Source organism: Methylomonas sp. BW4-1, assembly GCF_052474385.1.
Window position 1 is genome coordinate 3294434 of the sequence record NZ_CP184125.1, and the last position, 19401, is coordinate 3313834.

Here is a 19401-nt window from a genome sequence, read left to right on the forward strand (position 1 = left end):
CCATGGCCGCCTGGAATCTATATCGTCATCGTAATAGCGATGGCAGTTCCAAGGACTGGGCGGTCAGGAGTAATTCGGATGGATCGATCACTACACGTTGGGGGAAAACGGCAGATAGTTTGCCGGGCGTTAGCAACCGATACGGCGTTAAGCAGCTCGACATCGAACGACAAAAGCAGGCCAAAGGCTATGTGTTGGTCGGCGCAGTTGATATTGATGTTAACGGCAATGTGACGTTTCCGGGTAAGACTTTGCCGGCAACCCAACCACAAATCCCAGATCCTGAGCCAATGCCAACACCACCGATCGAGGCGCTGTATTGGACCATCGAATGTCGGGCAAAACAGGCTGTCCGAGTGGACTTGGGCATCGAGGTCAGGCGACTGATCGGGGTTATTCAAGCTTTGTCGGAGTGTCATGCTACGCCTGAACAGGAATGGAATGGCTGGCAACAATTCATTGATGCCAGCCTAAATGCTGAAGTCTTTGAACTAAGCGGTCAGATCAAATCGGCTCACGGCGTTTTGCCATGGCTGTTTTTACTGGCGCTGAAAGCAAAAGGCTTCAAAGGCGTGGAGATCGATATTGCCACCGAAACCGCCCGAGAGCTCTCGGTCGATCTGAAAGTGGAACAGGAGGTGTTGGCATTTTTCGGCACTGATCTGGACAGCATTCGTGAAACCGCTGAAGTCTTAGGTTTGCTCAAACCCCGATTAAATCTGGCAGCGGCCATGTCCGACACGGACGACTGCTGGTTTTAACCGGTTTGATATTTTTATTTAACCCTAAGGGGCACATCAGCCCCAGCGGGACGGGTGTGCCTCTTTTCTTTAGGAGGTTCCCATGTCGCATGAAACGCAAGTGATCTTAGATCGCGTGGTCTTGGTGAAAGTCGAAGCCAATATCTACGGTGCCCGCAAGAAACTGAAAAAAGAAGACCTGGTGCTGGCCGACGGCAGCAAATTGCCGCCTGAGGATTTAGCCAGCCTGGGTTCCAAACGTTTGCTCGATCCGGATCAGTTGACGGTATTCAACCGCCTGAAGAAGGAAGCCGAACGCATTTGTTTACGCGTCGGCACCCGCTTTCTGGGTGGCTTTGCCGTACCGGTTGAATCGGCCGCCAGTATTACTGCGGAACTCGAGCGCATTGCGCTGGATTTTGCAGCGGCTAAAACCGAGTTTATTGCCGGTTACGATGCGGCGGTGACAGACTGGGTGGTTCGTCATCCGGAGTTTGCCGGCATCATCGAGCAAGCGGTGGATTCGGTGGAGTTTGTCTCGACGCGATTGTCGTTTGATTTTCTGGTGGTCAGTGTCGGTTTGCCCGATCGCTTGCCGCCGGCGGATGTCGCGCGTCTGGACAGCAAAATCAGTTCACTCAGTGAGCAGATGTTCTACGAAATTTCCGTGGAAGCCAATCAACTCATCGAGCAATCGTTGCTGGGCAAGGAGCAAGTGACGCGAAACGCGTTACGGCCGATTCGCCGCATGCGCGACAAACTCGATGGTTTGGGTTTTCTGGATCATCGGGTCGCGCCGGTCGTCAGCACCATTGACGACCTACTGGCGAGAATTCCCAACAAAGGTGCCATTGAAGGCAGCATTTTGCAGGAGATTCTGGCCACGGCGATGCTGTTATCCGATCCGGATAAAACCCGGCGGCACGGTGAAGGACTATTAGCGGCTCAACCACCCGTCGTTGATGATGATGAAGTCATCGAACACGCGGAGCCAGAGCCACCAGCGACACCAACACCTGTATTCGCTGAAACCGTTCCAGACAACCACGATTTTGCCGATCTGTTTGACGGCATCTTTGATGATGAAATCGAACCTGAATCGGTATCGGAGGACTGGGCGCTTGGGGTCTTGCTAGATAAAAGCCAAGCCGATGCTGCTACTAATGATTCTGATGAAGACATCCAACCGGATGATCAATCCGATTTGGTAGCAGTCACTGCTGATGGCGATGATGAGGATGCTGTGGAGCATTCTGACCAGGACTACTGGTTCTGAATGATCTGACGCCATTTAACTATTCACCCACTGGGGCAAATTCATGTCCCTTTGGGGCCGTGGTTTGCCCCCAACTTTTGGAGCACATCATGAAAAATAGAACCTTACACAACGCATTCCCCATCGTCGCGGCGGCCATTGGCAATCGCTTTGGCATCAAAGTCAGCGTCGGTGGTGATCAAGCCTATACCGATGGCCAATCGATTCAACTGCCGGCTTATGAGGGTGATGATCCCGATTATCAGAATGTCGCCTGGGGGCTTTTAGCCCATGAAGCGGCGCATATTCGTTATTCGGATTTTACGTTACATTACGGGAATTCGGTCTTACGCCGGCGGTTATGCGGTGCAATTGAAGATGTCCGCATTGAGCACGAACTGGCCAAGGACTTTCCGGGGACACGGCTGACGATACGAACGGTCATTGACAAAATGATTGCAAGTGGCGGCTTTGTGTCGGCTAGTGAAAGCGACCATCCGGCCAACGTACTCTACGGTTTTGTATTGAAAAGCCTGCGGGCTCGTGTACTTGGACAAGCGGCCTTACATCCCTTGGTCGAGCAAACGGAAACAGCACTCAAGGCAAAGTTTCCTAAAGGTGCGGTGACCCGGCTAAAGGGCTTGTTGTCAGAAGTGCCGGAGGGCTTGCAATCGGAGAGTGATTGTCTGAAGTTGACCGATCGCATCCTGACCATGATTGAGCAGGAGTTCGAGCAACAACGGCAGCGCAATCAGGCACAGCCAGCGGCAGATGAGGACACACCGCCTGAACCGGATGATACGGATCAGGCCGCTGTATCAGCAGATTTGAACGGTTCGAACGGCTCGGATTCCGAGGATGATATGGAACACGATCAACGTTTACCTGCCGATAATGACGACGAACAGTCTTCAGAATCCGGTGGTAACGATGATTCCAATCCGGAAAATCCTGACGTTGAACCCAGTGCGCAGGCAGACAATTCTTCATCCAATCCTCAAGGTGATGATGAAGAGTCAACTGAAATTACCGATCCAATGGGTGTCTTACAGACCTTATTGTCCGCTGCTGACAGTGACATCGACCAGGATATGTTCGAATCCCTGAAATCGGTGTTGTCGTTAGCCGCTGAAAACGTGTCGGAACTGCTAATGCCGAGTGGCAACGAGCCGCCCATGGACGAGCGGTCCGGTGCATTTTTGCTGCGTAAGGTGCAAAGCGAATCGGGAAAAATCCGGTCCGCTTTACAAGGCCTGGTGCAATCGCAAACTCTCAACCGCTCGCAACACGCTTGTCGTGGGCGGCGGATGGATGGCAAGCGCTTACACCGCTTGCCGTTAGGCGAAACCAAGGTGTTTCAGCGCAAACAGGCCAAATCGGCACCGAATACGGCGATTCATCTGTTACTCGATAAATCCGAAAGCATGGGCTATCAGGTATCGGACAGCCAAGGTCAGCCCATTGGATCGCGTATGCCAATTGCGCTGGAGGCTACTTTGGCACTGGCGTTGGCCTTTGAAGGTATTTCGGGGGTCAACCCAGGCGTCACTGCGTTTCCAGGGCACCAGGATGATTCGGTGTTTCGATTACTGGAGCATGGCCAACGCGTGAATGCCCGAACAGGCGCCTTCTCGCTGGCGGCTACCGGCAGTACGCCGATGACTGAAGCGATTTGGTTTGGTGCCGCGTCGCTATTGCGTTGCCGGGAGCCTCGCAAGGTATTGATGGTAATGACCGATGGCCAACCCAACGATTCCTTGAGCACGCTGGATATTTTGCAGCGCTGCCGCGATAGCGGTATTGAAACGGTGGGCGTGGGATTGGGATTGGATGTCAGTCATCTATTTCCGATTGCGATCACCATTAACGATCTATCAGAGCTGAGAGCGCAATTGTTTGAACTCTCGAAATCGGTGTTGTTGGCGGCCTAACCCCAGTCAATTATCCGTAGCCCAATCCTTAGGTCTTCACCTGAGCGATTGTGGCTATGGGTAGCTGATTGCAAACGCAGTTTGTCGAATGCACTCACTTCCTGGAGCCCATTCGACAAACAGACATTTCATGCGTTCTTTTCAAAGAATGCTGAATCCGACTTCGGTCGGCGTTCCGTCTTTAGACGGCGAGCACGTTAAGCCGTGATCGTGTCGGGTGCGTTAAGCCCGATGTTAATCGCAGTTTGCCCTGGCGAATTGTCTGCAATTCATCCCACTTCGGGCGACCATCGCCCGACTGGGCGCTGTTCATTCGAAGTGTTTTCTTAAATTTTCAAAGGAGAACTTCAATGAACTTTATTTTCGGCATCATCCTACTGGCTATGTTTATCCTCGCCTTGCGGGTGATTTGGGCAACAGCATTGCAATTGTTGAATGAGTTGAAATACGTAACTCAAACGTTTAACCGGTATCGTGCGCAGCGTTTGGCACGACACCGGCTACCGGTCATCATGCCTCAAATCCGTCATGAGATGGATTGGGTGGCCATGTCCGATTCGGTACGTCAGGAAATCCAGAGTCGCAATCGTGAAACCAATCGCGATTTGGAACGCTTGGAACTTCAATATCAAGCCAAACAGAAAACGATCAAACTCTACGAGGCGGATATTGAAATCGCCAAATTGGAGCGGGAGCTATTGAAAATCAAACCGACGATTATCTCGGCGGAAACCGAGGCTAAACCCCGTCGGCGGTCTAAAAAAGTGGGCGAATCAGGCTTGGTGAATGACAAAACCACCAAAACCGCTCAACAGGTTTTTCAATTGCGGGAAGCGCTGAAAGGTAATGCCAATGCATTACCGGCTAGTCAGCAAGCCCGCCATTGAATACCCGCAACGTGGTTCCGGTTGCCGTATTGATACGGCGAACTGGAAGCTCGTGTTGATTCGATTCATCAGCAAATACCCAGCTGCCTTCGGGCAATAACGACAACAAATCGTTCTGGGTTTCCCGGCGAATTTGTCGAATCTTATTTAGAAACGGCCAGGCTTGTTCAGGATTATCAACCCGCTTGAGCACGTCGGCTTCCAAAACATCCAATTTTTGGAAAATTTGTTGGCAATGTCGAATGACTTTTAGTGGTTCGTCGACCGGAATCGCCATCGGTTTTCGACTTGGATACGGCTCCTCGGTCTGCTTAGGACTGAGGAAATCAAAAATGCGCAAAATATCGTCAATCATGGCTGTTTCTCTGCTTTTTAATGAGTTTTAGCCACCATATACCGATTTTTACGCGAATTCAACCCCGCTGTATGAGCCAATTTTCAGCTTTGATCAGCGTTTTTAACCCTGCGGGAACCTCATCCTGCCGGGTGGTCGTTCCTGCGATTTTTTGGAGGCAATGACCATGTCATCAACACTAGAAAATGGCGTTAGCCATTCGCATTCTGAAATTGAAGGTGTTCGGTATTTGAATCAGTACCGCTGCCCTTACTGCAAAACCGAATGGGAGGATGGTTGGGATTGCGGCTGTAACGATCGCTGCCCGGACTGTAACAAGGAGATCGAGCCTTATGAAAGCGCATTGATCGAGGGTGAATCGGCGGAATCCGACTCGCCAGTCCAAGAACCAGCCTTAGCCAATGCCACGCCGGAAGGCATGAATCGACTATTCGTAGTGTCCTACGAGATCGACTATGTCCATCGCGTGTCGGTAGGCATAACCGCGGAGTGTCCCGAATCGGCACAACAGATTGCCGAACAGGCATTCAATGACGCCACCATTTGGGATGACACCGCCGCCATACCGTTATTGTCGGATGAATACCTTGAGTCTGGCGAAGAAAGCTTGGTATGGGAATGCGTGGCCGTTGAACAACTGCCGGAGCCGGATTATTCGGTAAGGCAATTGAAGCAGGAACAAGCGGCCATGCGAGTTTGCCGGGGATTGGTTGAAGCCTATCAACAAGGCGAAGCCAAAGGCGGCAGTATCGATTGGGACAATTTGAATCAGTTGATTCCTGTGGCCTTACAAGCCTTGGGAAAACAGCGCTAGAAATCCAATCCTGAAAAATGTGCGAGGTGTTTAAGCGCAATTTGTAAAAGCCTGGGTTAGCCAAGTCACTCGATTCGGCGCTCATTTTTTCCACCCACGCGGGAATATCCAATTCCCGCTGGGGATGCGTGATGTTTCCGTTTTTCATTGAGGACAACATCATGAACCCACACATTTTTGAACACACCTTCGGCACGGGTCATTGCATCCAATATCAGCGTTTGCCATCGGGCACCTGTTATCACGCTGATACACCGGAGCCAGTAGTCGATCTGTTGGAACAGCTTCGCCAAAGCCGGCGCAAAATCCGGCTTTATTACGGAGATACCCAAACCGGCCAGTCCTGGCACGATGAACACGATGTCATCGGCTGGATCGGTCGCTCGACCGGCACGATCAAAGTGCCATTACTGATCGAACCCGGTGATATCGGCGGTCCGGCATTACTGGATCACTGCATAGTCCGTGTCGACAGTCCCCGCCAGGTGCTTTACCAACACGACGACTTTCGGGTTGGCACGGTGGAACTGGTCAGAGGCGAGCTTAAACGCTTGCCTTGGGAAATCTGGATCGACGGCAGCGTACATGCCCGATTCAAAGCAAAAAATGAAGCCCGGCAGTATCAGGACTTCATTCAAGGTAAGCGGTTCGCGTTGATCTGACGCGCCGTTTTCATTTTTGACACTCGGTTAAGCCGAGTTTTTTCAATATACCCCTGCGGGATGATTCTATCCCGCCAGGGTTGAATCTATCGTCAGGGGTCTCATCGGAGATCACCATGATAGACAATTATCAGTATTATCCAACGCCTGAAGCTTTGAGTATCAAGGCCTGGGAAACCTTCAAAAACCGGCAGTTCGTTCGTGTATTGGAACCTTCTGCAGGTGAAGGTCATTTATTAAAACCTCGTCCTTTCAATCACTGGCAGAAAATTCCGGTCGATTGCATTGAAATCGATATGAGCAAACACCCGATCTTGCGTACGCTGGGCTATTCGGTGGTGGGTATGGATTTTATGCAGTTCAAAAGCGGTAGTCTGTACTCCCATGTGTTGATGAATCCACCGTTTGCCGACGGCGCACAACATGTGCTGAAGGCTTGGGAGATTTTATTCGACGGTGAGATCGTTGCAATCCTCAATGCCGAAACTTTGAAAAACTCGTTTTCCAAGGAAAGAAAGCATTTGGTCCGACTGATTGAGCAGTTTGGCGAAGTGGAATACTTGTCGGAGATGTTTGCTAGCCAGGATGTTGAGCGCAAATCCAATGTGGAAATCGCACTGGTCTGGCTGAAGAAAACCTCAACGTTCGAAGAGGAGCTCTTAGGCAACATACTTGACGACTTACGTCGCGATCAAGCTAGCGCCGAGAGCCTGGTTGGCGATTGCCAGCCGATCCATGAACTGGCGTTAGCCAATGCCTATATCGACAATGCGGTGCTGATGTTCAATGCCGCGGTCGAAGCGGCCCGGCAATCGGCATTTAGTGAAGCGCGCGCCATGCGTTATCGCAAGATGCTGGGGCAATCGCTCGGTGAATTGAATGGCGATGCGGTGGTCAAATCCACGCATACCACGCTGGATTGGGTGAAGAATCAGCTTTATACCGATTACAGCGATCTGAAAGATCGTGCCTGGTCCGGTATTTTGCGTTCCACGCAAGTCACCTCGCGGTTGTCGTCGGCGGCGCAAAAACGGCTGGAGTCGGATTTCGAGACGATTAAGTCACTGGAATTCACCGTACCTAATATCTACGGATTTTTACAGGGCATCATTGATCAGCAAGGTGATATTCAGCTGAGTATGGTCTGCGATGTGTTCGACTTAATCACCCGCTACCACAGTGACAACACGGTATTTTTCATGGGCTGGAAATCCAATGATAAACATCGCACGCTGGGCATGCGCATCAAAACCACCCGCTTTGTCATTCCAGGTCATGCCACCGAATCGTATCAAAACGATTTGTCGTGGGAGTCCCGACGAATGCTGGCGGATTTTGACAAAGTGTTTGCGATGTTGGATGGCAAGTATGAAGTTGCTGTGGGGCTGGAATCGATTTTCCGAAATCACTTCCATGCCCTGCGTTCCGGGCAACGGATTAGCGGCAGCTATTTTGATGTTCGCTACTATCCGGGCGTGGGCACGATTCATTTCTTCCCCAGCAATAAATCCCTGATTGATCGAATGAATCGTCTGGTTGGCAATCATCGCCGTTGGCTCCCGCCGGCGGAAACCAAAGCAGGAACCGGTTTTTGGCAGCAGTTCGACCAAGCGGAAAAACTCGATAAGGCCTTCCGGACCGAAGTCAGTAAACACGGTAAGGGGGTTGGCCGACATTATCACTTTGATCCTTTTTGGGCGATCAAATACGGCGGCGAATCGGAACGGGAACATGGTCACGCCATGCTGACCCAAGCCATGAGCACTATATTGGTGAATCATGGCATTGATCCAGATAGCTTGTTGGATAGCGATCAAAACGGTGTCCGGCAATTGGATTGGGATGGTCTGCCTGATAGCCATTTGGCTTTAGCTTCATAGCCAGGGCGCAAAACCTTTAGCATTACTTTTACATAACCACTGGTCTAACCAGTATCACCTGCCTCGGGGAGATGAACGACTCTCCCCAAGGGGTTAGTCTGTTTCATGTCCTCGGGGCTTTTTTATACCCGGAGATAATACATGAACACACAAACCAACGAAGTCGCGATGAAAGTCAACCAAGCCAATTTGGTTAAAAGTCTACGCTTCAGCTTCACCAACAAAACCACGGTTCTGGGCGAGCTAATCCAAAATGCTCGCAGGGCCCATGCGGCCATGGTGGTGATTAACTTTTGTCCTGAAACCAAAACGCTACAGGTTGTGGATGATGGCTGCGGCATCGACTCGATTGCCACACTACTGACAGTCGCCGAATCCGGCTGGGACGCTGACTTGGTAGCCCACGAGCATCCGTTCGGAATTGGCTTTCTATCGGCTCTGTTTGCCTGTCGGCACATCAGCGTCATCAGCAAAAGCGGCTCGATCGATGTCGAAACCGACCACATTCTGGAATTTAAGCCGGTGGTGATCACGCCAGTTCACGACTGGAACGGCATCACTAGCATTACCTTGCACGATGTAGCGTTGGAGATGGGTCAAATTGCCACGACGCTGAAACGCTTGGTGCGCGGCTTTCCCATTCCAGTGCTGTTCAACGATCAATTACTTGAACGCTCATGCGCGCTGGATTGCGGATTGACCTTTGTTGACAGCGAGATTGGCGAGATTTATCTGCATGGCATGGACCAACCCAATGGGGCGCAATATGAGTTCGATATTTATCTGCAAGGTTTGCCCATTTATTCTTCGCATAGCTACACATCGCATCGCCATATCATTCATCTGGACTCTTCTCGTTTTCACGCCCGCTTGCCGGATCGTGACAAATTGGTCGATGAAGCTGATGTGATCAAACGTGTTAAAGCGGTTCTGGCTCAAACCATCGAACAGCAGTTTATCCAGATGAAAGCCAGTCTGACTGCCGAAGCGTTTGTGGGGTTTTATGAAATGCTGCGGCATTGGGAGCTTTTGAAGTTACTCAATGATGTGCCAGTAGTGCCGCCTGAGGCTTTACGCGAAATCATCGCTTATCCGGTTTGTGATACCGAAGTTTTTGATAGCTTTGAGCAGCGGCCGGATAAAGCCATGACCCGTGTAGAAATTATGGCTCGCGGTATCGTCTCAATTGACGATGACATCAAAGTAGACGGCGCTGGGCGTTATTTGTTTGCCTGGAGCCGGGATTATTTGCTGTACCAAGGCTCGCTGGATAATGGGCATTGGCTTCATTCACTGGTTCGGCATCTCAATGATGAAGAACTGGTGATTGAAACGGTCAATGAAACCCATCAGGCTCAATTCCAAGGTGATTGGTGTTGGGTCTTCGTGCGTTTTTGCGAGGCTTACCGAATCCGGCTTGGACAGGATGTTGTTGAGATCACGGATAAGGCTTGCTACCAAGGCCAGGAAAACGCTGATGACATCATTGTGCCCAGAGGCGAAAGCTCGGCTCAGGTGTTGCAACAAATGGCCAGCTTCAGAAGCGAATACGATGAATTTCAGGAATCGACCTTTGAAAGCGATTCGGATGCTTTCGTTGCTTTTGTGGTGGCCAATACCGCCAGCGATCCAGCTAATGCTATGCAACGCTTGTTACCGGATTTTTGCGGCTGTCCTGCGCTGTACGGCAAAACCTTCGTGGTGGAGTTGGATCAGCAAGGCAAACCGGCTTCGGTGATAGCATATCCAGCGGCTCAATCCGTTCAAGCGCAAACACTTGTAGCTGATATAGGTAGCTAAGTCTCTTTTATATACGAGCGCATTATCCAGCCGGATAATGCGCTCGTTTTCATCACCGCAAATGAAATCACGCTAAAGTTCCATTCATGAATAGTGATAAGGAACCTTACATGGACGCCCCAGTTTCGAGTAATGCTAACCTCCGCTTGTGAATTAGTCCGAACGCTGAAACCAGTCCAATTGTTGATGGAGTGTAACTACCGTACCGACAATAATCAGTGTCGGCGGCGTCATCTCGGCCTGTTCCACACGACTGGGCATATCCGCTAGTGTTCCGGTTAAAACCCGCTGGTTTCGGGTTGTACCTTCCTGAATGACGGCAATGGGGTGATTGGCCGGACAACCGTACTCGATCAGCGATCGGCAGATGGTTGCCACTCCAGCCAGTCCCATATAAATCACAATGGTTTGATTGGGACGAGATAATTGCTGCCAGTCGAGATTGATACTGCCGTCTTTTAAGTGGCCGGTGACAAATGTGCAGGATTGAGCATGATCGCGATGGGTCAGCGGAATGCCCGCATAGCTGGCACAGCCTGCCGCTGCAGTAATGCCAGGCACAACCTGAAAGCTGATCCCTAGTTGTATAAAGGACTCGATTTCTTCACCCCCACGACCAAAGATAAAAGGATCGCCCCCCTTTAATCGGGCTACCCGTTTGCCGGCCAGGGCTAAATCAATTAACAGTTGATTAATCGACTCCTGCGGTAGGCTATGGTTATCCCTCTGTTTGCCGACATAGATTTTCTCGGCGTCTCGTCGGGCCATATCGAGCACTTCTATAGAAACCAGCCTGTCATAAACAATAACGTCTGCCTGCTGCAGCAGACGCAAGGCTTTAAACGTTAATAAATCGGGATCGCCAGGACCGGCACCTATTAAATACACTTCACCCCGATTTGCTGTAGGGTCAGCCTGCTGCAGTTGCGACCGCAGCAGTTCTTCCGCTTCGTTCTGCTTGCCTACAAAAACTAATTCAGCCACTGGCCCTTGTAAAATCTTTTCCCAGAAAACTCTACGCAGACTCGGTTGTGGAATGCGTTGTTTGACCAATAATTTGAATTTTTCAGCCAATTGCACCAACAGGCCAAACGATGCCGGAATGGCACTTTCCACCCTAGCCCGTAAAAGTCGCGTTAATACGGGAGATACACCACTTGAGGATATGGCGACAAGTAGGGGCGAACGATCAATAATGGCCGGGAATATAAAGGAACATAACGCCGGATCATCAACCACATTAACGGGGATTTTCCGCTGATTCGCCAACTTGGAGATATCTACATTCGTGGAGCGGCAATTGGTAGCGGAAACCACGAGTCCCATGCCGTCTATATCCTCATGTGTAAATGCTTTTTGACGGATAACGATTTGATTTGACTGTTGCATAGCGGCTACCGCGCCACCAATTTCCATAGCAACAACGACGATGTTAGCTCCAGCCCGGAGCAGTAATTCAATTTTTCGCGCCGCAATTTCGCCAGCGCCTACCACTAAACACGTTTGGTCTTTAACTTTTAAGAAAAGAGGAAAATAATCCATAACGCTTTGTTTTACTGCTATGGAACCGAGCAAGTACTTTGATGATAAATCAGCGCTTCGACAGGTCGACCGCCCACCAAATGCTCATCAATGATGCGCTGTAAATTGGTTTCATTGACGTTGTAATACCAGATACCATCGGGTTGCACGCATAGGATGGGGCCGGATTTGCAGGTGGCAAAACAGTGGGTGCGGGTGCGCTTAACCCTGAGTTCGCCTTTGTCGATACCGGCTGCTTTAAACTTCTCGCCCAGGGTTTCGAATAAGGCCTGCGCTTCGCCATTTTCGGTGCAGCGAGGACCGGTACACACCAGCAAGTGGCGTTTGTAGTCACCCATTTTGGGTTTTTCTGGCATAGGTGTCGTGTTATCAGTCATGGTGGGTAGGTTCCAGAACAGTTGGGGCGCTAAATTGCGCTCGGTCATCGCGGTAATGTTGTAGGGCTGTGCTGTCGAAGCCTGCTTCGTCAGCGACTAACCATAAGTTGAATAAGGCGTCGCCGTGTTGATCGAGTACCTGAATGCCATAGGCTTGATCATCACGGCTGACAAACCAAATCTGCTGCGTTTTGCGCCAGTCGATGTGCAAATGAAAGGCGTCGTTGACGATACTCACCCAGCCGTTTTTGCTTTGCAAATCAGCGGCGTTAATCAACAATTCCGCCACGGCACCCGCTTCGCTGCGCACCACGGCGCGTAATTTGCCCCAAGTCTGGAATGATTCCAGCAAACGATCATGGCTGTCCGGGATTGCCCGTTGCGCGCTGAAGATGCCGGCAGGATCGTCCGGTGTGGCTTGACTGACAGCATCGAGTATCTCCGACAACGGCTGGGCGAAGTATTCCGCCGCCTGTAGCAGAGTCGCCTTGGGTGTGTCGCGCAAATATTGCCGCACACAAGCTTTCCAGCCCTCCAGGCCCATGCTCAGCGAACGCCCCGCCTGTTCGCCTGCTCGGGTTTCGCCGGTCATGGCGTCATATTTGTTGGCATAGCCGCGTGGCGTCACCATCAACCCTGCACGGACGAAGGTGCTGCTGTTGCCAACCAAGACCGTGGTCAACATACCAATATCGCAATCGGCCATCTCCTCCAAGCGAACCAGCTGAATGTGTTGCCGAGCACGATAACCGGATTTAACGATGGCAACCGGCGTGTCCGGGCTACGATGACGCAGCAATATAGTTTTCGCTTCGACGATATGCTGCGTGCGGCGACCGCTTTTCGGGTTATACAAGGCCACCACGAAATCCCCGCGCGCCGCGCTTTCCAGGCGGCGGGCGATCACCGGCCAAGGCGTCAACAAGTCGGACAACGAGATCGAACAAAAATCATGGGTCAGCGGCGCCCCGACCAGGGATGCGCAACTCGACAATGCGGTACTACCGGGCACCACTTCCACTTGAATCGGATCATCCGGCGTCCAGCCACTGTCCAGCAGCAGTTCATAAGTGGGTCCGGCCATGCCGTAAACGCCGATGTCGCCGGACGACACCATAGCGACGATCTTGCCCTGCTTGGCATGTTCATACGCTTCGATACTACGATCCAGTTCTTCGGTCATGCCTTTTTTGATGACTTCCTTGCCATCGAGCAAGTCTTGCACCAGTTTGATGTAAGTGCTGTAACCAATCACCACATCCGCTTCCGCAATCGCTTGGCGAGCGCGAGCAGTCATGTGCTCATGCGCGCCGGGGCCGATACCCACCAGTAAAATTTTGCCTGCTTTTGTCATTTAATTCTCGCTATCGAAACGGTGGCGTTCTTGCCGTCCACACCGCAATATTTATGTTTCTCGACCAGTAAATCCGACAACTCGGCATTGGCGGCTTTCAAAGCGGCCGCTTCCGCCACCGCCGGGGTACCCATGTATTTCATGACGACCTCGGATGGATTCGGTACCGGGATGCTGGCCAGTGTTTCAGCCGGGTAAAAATACAACGGCCAATCGAATATTTGGGCCAGTTGTAACAAGGCTGCTTCATCATTTTTTTTGTCGATGCTGGCCAAGCCGGCTACCGTAGATACATCGAGCCCGCAACGCCACAAGGCCTGGGCCAAGGCTTGCCGCAAGGTATCCAGGCTGGCATTGCGGTCGCAACCCATGCCAATCATGACTTTCATAAGCTTACGCTTGATCCCTGGGCGGCCGATACACCACCAATCGCTCAGCCAGTTGTTGCCAAACAGCCGGATCGATTGCCCGGTGTGTGACCCATAGAATCGACCGGTATTGTTCGGTGTTGACGTCCTCGAAGCGCTGGAACAGATGAATATTGGCCGGTAACGGCGATGGGCGCGTCCACCAATTTGAACTACCGGCTTCTTGCACGAAGGCAATCGGCAGTTGATTGACCACGTCCGCCGACACACGCGTGATGTTGATCTTAGGGGCTTCCACTTGCCAGCCCAGTTCGCGGCCCAAAATGTCCACCGGAATGGTTTTACCCACATCCGATGCGGTGGTCAGCACCGGCGTGGCATTTAGCAACGCGGCGACCTTTTCGGCATAAGCATTGGCACCGCCGACATGGCCGGATAGCACCGGAATTACGAATTCGGCGGCATCGTCGATCACCAGCACACCGGGATCCACATCCTTGGATTTAAGATGCGGCGCAATCAGCCGTACCACCGCACCCAGCGACACCAGAAAAATAATTTGGTCGTAGGCTGCGAACAACTCGCCGATGTGCGCGCTCAACGCCCCCTGATACACGCAACGCGGATTGGCAAAATCACCCAAATGTTCGGATTGCTTCTCCGATACCACCACCTCCGCTTCGGGGAGTTGTGGTGCCAGGCGAGTGGCAATCCCGGCGCCGTGTTTGGTAATCGCCACCAGGGCGACACGCACTTCATTCATCGATTGAGTCCTTTTTCTTGCGGCAACCGCGCTGCATTTCGCTGCGCTGACGGCCTGGGTTTTTGATGATAAGTAACGACAGATAATTGACCTTTTGCCCCTCGAGGCTGGCGATGTCGTGCACCATGCGTTCTTCCGGCGCCCCGGCTTTTTCGATAAACCAGCCTTGACCGAGCAAATCACGGCGGCGCAGCAAATCGATTACATCGTCCAGCAAAGGTTTGACCTTAAGCAGCACCAAGGTGTCGAAATCCTCGAGCAGGCGTTCAATCTGATCAATGCCGTATCCGGCGGGGATGATGGCGATAGTGTCATCAACATCAGCCAGCGGTTCGCCACTACGCGCCGCAGCGGCATGAAACGACGACACCCCCGGCACGACTTCCACGGTGACATCGGCTTGCAAAGCACGCACGCTGCGTTGCAAATGGCCGAAAGTGGAATAGGTCGAGGCGTCGCCCTCCACCAGAAACAACACATCCTCGCCGCGTTGTAATAGTGCCAACACGGTTTGTGCTGCTGCCAGCCAGTAACGGGCCAGAATCTCGGCATCGTGAGTCATCGGAAAATGCAGCTCGCTATGTTCGACAGGCAGTTTCAGGCCGGCGCGCAAGGCTATATTCAAGGCATAACTGTCGCTATTTTTCTTGCGTACCGGATAGGTCCAGTGCCGGGACCCCGATAGTAAGTCCCAGGCACGGCGGGTAATCAAGCCAGGGTCGCCGGGGCCGAGTGAGACGCCGTAGAGTGTGCCGAGTTTAGTGTTCATCGTGACCGAATAATATGGGCTGTAAAGAATGGGTGGCAGATACGATCCACACTGGATTTTCGGCCTGCATGCGATGCATATTGAGAATCGGGCTACTACGCGAGGCTTGAATCTGACAGACGTCCCAGTCTGCGCCGAGTTGTTTCAGGGTATCGACGGCGGTGGACAGGTTTTCCAGCGTGACGAAGTTCATCACCAGCCAACCCGCCGGGCGCAAACGCCCTAAACACAAGGCTATCAATTCCGCCAATTCGCCACCGGAACCGCCGATGAATACTGCATCCGGATCGGGCCAGGTGTCGAGAAATTGCGGCGCCTTGCCATGCACTAAGCTGTAATTGCTGATACCCCAGGCAGCCTGATTCTGTTCGACATTAGCCATGTCATCGGCGTTTTTTTCGATGGCAAAGACATGACCCTCCGAACACAGCCGCGCCGCCTCCAAACCCACCGATCCGGAGCCGGCGCCGATGTCCCAGACAATACTTCGACGCGCCAATTGCATCCTCGCCAACGATACCGCACGCACTTCGCGTTTAGTGATCAGGCCTTTTTCCGGCTTGCGCTGCTGAAAGCTGTCGTCGCTGACGCCAAACAATACCGGTGCGGACAAAGCCGTTTTGCGTTTTAGAATGACGACGTTGGGATCGAGATAACGGCTTTGAGCGACCTCCGCGATACTCAGCCAGGCGTTGATTCGCTGTTGCGGCTGCTTTAGAGCTTCAGCAATCGCCATTTCGAACGCATCGGCCAAGCCTTCGATTTGCAATAAGCGGGCGATACGTGCTGGGGTGTTGTCCGGGCTGGTCAATATCGCCAGCAAATCGTGTTGGCGGCAGCGCTGAGCTAATTCGTACAAGCCATGCTCCGGCGTGGCCCCGCCCAGCCATTCACCGGCATCCTTGCTGTGGATCGAAACGATAGCGGCGGTTTGCCAAGATAATTTCAACTCGGCAAAGGCTAGTTGTATCGTACTTAGATTGGGCAAGATGCGTACCCTTCTGGACTCCAGCTTGCCGGCCAGGAAACCGGCGATGCCGTGGCACAAGGGATCACCAGTCGCTAGTACAGCTACTGCTTCATTTTGCGCCAACGCGACATTGATCCAGTCCGGCACTTGTTTGAGTTGCCCGGTTAAGTCGTAGTGTCTGGCCTGAGTAATGTCTTTAGCCAGCGTTGCCAGCAGACGGCTGCCGGCGATAACATGCTTTGCTTCGCGCAATGCCTGCAAGGCCTCCTGGCTCAGGCTGGCGACGCCGTTGTCTAGTACGCCGATAAAACTGCACATCGCTTGCATGATTAATTCCTGCCGGCTTCGGCCAGTTTGTTGCCATCGAAATCGCACACCAGAACACTGATGTGAAAACCGCCGGGATAACGGTTTTCCAAGGTGGCGATGACTCGGTTGGCCAGTTCGACATGAAATTCGTATTCCAATCCCAGCTCGGCCATGCATTCGGAGGCGTAACGAGCGGTTTCCTGGGCGGCGATGGCGTCGCATACATCGTCCGGCGCTCCGATGCTGCGGGCAATGTCGGCCACCAGTTCCACATCGACTGGGGCGCGACCGGCATGCGTAATGGTTTCACCCTGAGCCATTTTGGTCAGCTTGCCGACCATACCGCCAATGATGATGTTTTGAATGCCGCAACGAGCGGCGGTGTCCAGTGCCGGTGTCAGAAAGTCACCCATTTGCACGAAACAGCTTTCATCCAGGTCGGGCAATTCGCGCATCACGAATTTCTCGGTGCGGCCGCCGGTGGTCAGCACCACGCTAGCCTGCCCCTGATTGGCCGCAACTTCCACGCCTTGCACCACGCTAGCCCGAAACGCCGCCGTGGAATACGGATGCACGATTCCGGTCGTACCTAGAATCGAAATACCGCCGATAATGCCCAAACGATAATTCAGGGTTTTTTTCGCCATCTCTTCGCCGCCCGGCACCGAGATCGTTACCTGTAGACCTCGGGTTTTTAGCGCTTCGGCGGCGATCAGACGGATGTTATCCTCGATATTTTTGCGCGGAACCGGATTGATGGCCGGACCGCCGACCGCCAGCCCCAAACCGGGCCGAGTGATCAGGCCTATGCCCGCGCCGCCTTGCAATACGATAGTGTCCGGTTGTTCTATCCACATCACATCCGCCGTCAGCCGAGCGCGATGGGTGCAGTCCGGATCGTCGCCGGCGTCTTTTTCGATGACAGCATGTGCTCGGTCGTTCTGTACGAAGCTTTCTTCGACTTTGAATGCCACGTCTTGCCCATTGGGCAGCACGCAGTCGATAGTGTCCGGCACGTGCCCATTCAGCAAACCCTGCACTGCCGCCCGTGCAGCTGCCGCCGAACAGGCGCCGGTGGTGTAACCCTTGCGGGTACCTTTGGGTTTGCGTTCCGGCATTGCCATGTTATCAGCCGTTTTTCTGCCGGGTTTCCGCCAAGCTCAACAAGGCATGAATCGCCGCGACGACCAATGTCGAGCCGCCCTTACGTCCACGGGTGATGATCCATGGCACATCGGCTAATTCGGCGAGTAAATCCTTGGATTCCGCTGCAGAGACAAAACCGACTGGCATCCCGACGATCAGTGCCGGCTTGACGCCTTCTTCTTTGATCATCCGCAACACTTCCAACAGCGCGGTCGGTGCGTTGCCAACTGAGACGATACCGCCGGCGATTAAACCAAGGCGCTGCGCTTTACGCATGGCTTGTACCGCGCGGGTACTATTGACCTGTTTGGCGGCGGCTATGACATCCGCATCGGCGATGAACTGGCGGGCGCTGATGCCAAAATGCGCCAGGCGCGGCTGCGATAAGCCGACGCAAATCATTTCCACGTCGGCAACGATAGGCGCACCATTTAAAATGGCTTGAATACCATCTTCGATTGCATGCGCGGAAAACTCGGTCAGGCCATTGAATTCAAAATCCGCAGTGGCGTGGATCATGCGACGCACCACTTGCCATTGCCCATCGGAATAATGGTGCTCGCCGACTTCGCGGTCGACGATGGCAAAGGAATCGTGTTCGATTTGTTGCCCAGCCTGGGTCAGTTGTTCGGTTTGAATGTTGTGGCTCATGGCTAATCAATGATGGTGGTGATGTTCGGCTTGCTCGCGATACTGACAGCCGTCGCATTCCAGCATTTTCGGCGCGAGCGGGTCCCAGGCTTCGGTAACCCGTTGATCCAGCAATTTAAAAATGGCCGGATCAAAACCAAAATACGTACCGGCACCGAAGACAATCTGCGGATATTGGCTTTGCAAGCGTTCGATTTGTTTGCCGATGCGCTCGATCAGCAAGCCGGTAAACAGGTAATAGGGCAAAATCGCAATCTGCGTCATGCCCAGTCGTACTTGACGTTGCACAGCGGTTTCCAAACGCGGATGGGTAATACCGGTGAAGGCAATGTCGACGAGTTCATGCTCGGTAGCTTCAAACAGCCAACGCCCCAGTTTTGCTAGTTCGCCGTTGGCGACTTTGTCGGAGGAGCCGCGGCCTAAAATGATCACGCCGGTAGTTTTCGGGTCTGGCATGGCCAAAGATTTGAGTGCCGTTTTGAGCTGTTTTTGCAGAATGGCCAGCAAGGTTTCGTTGCTTCCTAGATGCGGCGCGTAGATGAATTCGACCGCCGGAAAATTTTCGCGGGCCTCCTCGATATGCTCGGGAATTTCCATCTTCACATGCCCGGCGGCGCTGATGATCAGCGGCACGACTATCACGCGGCTAGATCCTTGCGCGGCGCGGCTCAATCCTTCTTCCAACAGCACCTCGGCGAGTTCGATATAGCACAACTCAATGCGCCAGTCAGGGTGTTGCGCCTGCCATTGTTGTTGAAATTCGCGAATTTCATCATTGCCGGCCTGATTGCGCGAACCGTGGCCGACCAAGAGAACTGTGGTTGTCAT

Annotated in this window: 19 protein-coding genes; 8 read left to right on the forward strand and 11 right to left on the reverse strand. The window is 52.7% G+C overall.

Annotated features, from left to right (window positions below; genetic code table 11):
• The first annotated feature begins 2 nt into the window (after positions 1-2).
• The 4 genes from ACH5Y9_RS15240 (at position 3) to ACH5Y9_RS15255 (ending at position 4813) form a co-directional block, all read left to right on the forward strand.
• Positions 3-761: a hypothetical protein gene (locus tag ACH5Y9_RS15240; protein ID WP_445366695.1), complete on the forward strand. Its 759-nt coding sequence runs from the start codon at positions 3-5 to the stop codon at positions 759-761.
• Between the two features lie 82 nt (positions 762-843).
• Positions 844-2016, forward strand: a complete 1173-nt coding sequence (locus tag ACH5Y9_RS15245) for a DUF3150 domain-containing protein (RefSeq protein WP_445366696.1) — start codon at positions 844-846, stop codon at positions 2014-2016.
• 89 nt (positions 2017-2105) lie between these two features.
• Positions 2106-3926 (forward strand): VWA domain-containing protein, encoded by a 1821-nt coding sequence (locus tag ACH5Y9_RS15250; RefSeq protein WP_445366697.1) that lies wholly within the window; start codon positions 2106-2108, stop codon positions 3924-3926.
• 350 nt (positions 3927-4276) lie between these two features.
• Positions 4277-4813 (forward strand): hypothetical protein, encoded by a 537-nt coding sequence (locus ACH5Y9_RS15255; RefSeq protein WP_445366698.1) that lies wholly within the window; start codon positions 4277-4279, stop codon positions 4811-4813.
• Here the strand turns inward: ACH5Y9_RS15255 and ACH5Y9_RS15260 are convergent.
• Positions 4791-5168, reverse strand: coding sequence for a hypothetical protein (locus ACH5Y9_RS15260; protein WP_445366699.1), 378 nt, complete (start codon positions 5166-5168; stop codon positions 4791-4793). The two genes, ACH5Y9_RS15255 and ACH5Y9_RS15260, sit on opposite strands and share 23 nt — an antisense overlap.
• A 166-nt stretch (positions 5169-5334) precedes the next feature.
• Here ACH5Y9_RS15260 and ACH5Y9_RS15265 point away from each other — a divergent pair, with 166 nt between their 5' ends.
• From ACH5Y9_RS15265 to ACH5Y9_RS15280, 4 genes are all read left to right on the forward strand, one after another.
• Positions 5335-5982 carry a hypothetical protein gene (locus ACH5Y9_RS15265; protein ID WP_445366700.1) on the forward strand — a complete coding sequence of 216 codons (648 nt, stop codon included), beginning with the start codon at positions 5335-5337 and terminating at the stop codon, positions 5980-5982.
• Between the two features lie 161 nt (positions 5983-6143).
• Positions 6144-6644: a hypothetical protein gene (locus ACH5Y9_RS15270; protein WP_445366701.1), complete on the forward strand. Its 501-nt coding sequence runs from the start codon at positions 6144-6146 to the stop codon at positions 6642-6644.
• A 116-nt stretch (positions 6645-6760) separates the two neighbouring features.
• Positions 6761-8524, forward strand: coding sequence for a DUF4942 domain-containing protein (locus ACH5Y9_RS15275; RefSeq protein ID WP_445366702.1), 1764 nt, complete (start codon positions 6761-6763; stop codon positions 8522-8524).
• A gap of 141 nt (positions 8525-8665) precedes the next feature.
• Complete coding sequence (locus ACH5Y9_RS15280) at positions 8666-10324, forward strand: ATP-binding protein (RefSeq protein WP_445366703.1); 1659 nt, start codon at positions 8666-8668, stop codon at positions 10322-10324.
• Between the two features lie 153 nt (positions 10325-10477).
• Here ACH5Y9_RS15280 and cysG read toward each other — a convergent pair whose 3' ends face one another.
• From cysG to ACH5Y9_RS15330, 10 genes are read right to left on the reverse strand one after another with little or no spacing between them, the layout of a single operon-like run.
• Positions 10478-11866 carry a siroheme synthase CysG gene (gene cysG / locus ACH5Y9_RS15285; RefSeq protein WP_445366704.1) on the reverse strand — a complete coding sequence of 463 codons (1389 nt, stop codon included), beginning with the start codon at positions 11864-11866 and terminating at the stop codon, positions 10478-10480.
• A gap of 17 nt (positions 11867-11883) precedes the next feature.
• Positions 11884-12243 carry a (2Fe-2S) ferredoxin domain-containing protein gene (locus ACH5Y9_RS15290; RefSeq protein ID WP_445366705.1) on the reverse strand — a complete coding sequence of 120 codons (360 nt, stop codon included), beginning with the start codon at positions 12241-12243 and terminating at the stop codon, positions 11884-11886.
• Positions 12236-13597: a precorrin-3B C(17)-methyltransferase gene (gene cobJ / locus ACH5Y9_RS15295; RefSeq protein ID WP_445366706.1), complete on the reverse strand. Its 1362-nt coding sequence runs from the start codon at positions 13595-13597 to the stop codon at positions 12236-12238. The genes ACH5Y9_RS15290 and cobJ overlap by 8 nt, the downstream gene beginning before the upstream one ends.
• Entirely contained in the window at positions 13594-13986 is a 393-nt protein-coding gene (locus ACH5Y9_RS15300; protein WP_445366707.1) for a cobalamin biosynthesis protein, read from the reverse strand. Before ACH5Y9_RS15300 ends, cobJ begins: the two co-directional genes overlap by 4 nt.
• Positions 13987-13990: 4 nt before the next feature.
• The gene (locus tag ACH5Y9_RS15305) at positions 13991-14728 is read right to left on the reverse strand and encodes a cobalamin biosynthesis central domain-containing protein (protein ID WP_445366708.1); all 738 of its coding nucleotides are present in this window, start codon (positions 14726-14728) and stop codon (positions 13991-13993) included.
• Entirely contained in the window at positions 14721-15497 is a 777-nt protein-coding gene (gene cobI, locus ACH5Y9_RS15310; RefSeq protein ID WP_033158752.1) for a precorrin-2 C(20)-methyltransferase, read from the reverse strand. Before cobI ends, ACH5Y9_RS15305 begins: the two co-directional genes overlap by 8 nt.
• Positions 15487-16794 (reverse strand): bifunctional cobalt-precorrin-7 (C(5))-methyltransferase/cobalt-precorrin-6B (C(15))-methyltransferase, encoded by a 1308-nt coding sequence (locus ACH5Y9_RS15315; protein WP_036275536.1) that lies wholly within the window; start codon positions 16792-16794, stop codon positions 15487-15489. Before ACH5Y9_RS15315 ends, cobI begins: the two co-directional genes overlap by 11 nt.
• 2 nt (positions 16795-16796) lie before the next feature.
• Positions 16797-17900 (reverse strand): cobalt-precorrin-5B (C(1))-methyltransferase, encoded by a 1104-nt coding sequence (locus ACH5Y9_RS15320; protein WP_415878329.1) that lies wholly within the window; start codon positions 17898-17900, stop codon positions 16797-16799.
• 4 nt (positions 17901-17904) lie between these two features.
• Complete coding sequence (locus ACH5Y9_RS15325; protein ID WP_445366709.1) at positions 17905-18573, reverse strand: precorrin-8X methylmutase; 669 nt, start codon at positions 18571-18573, stop codon at positions 17905-17907.
• Positions 18574-18579: 6 nt separating this feature from the next.
• Complete coding sequence (locus ACH5Y9_RS15330) at positions 18580-19401, reverse strand: sirohydrochlorin chelatase (RefSeq protein ID WP_020481835.1); 822 nt, start codon at positions 19399-19401, stop codon at positions 18580-18582.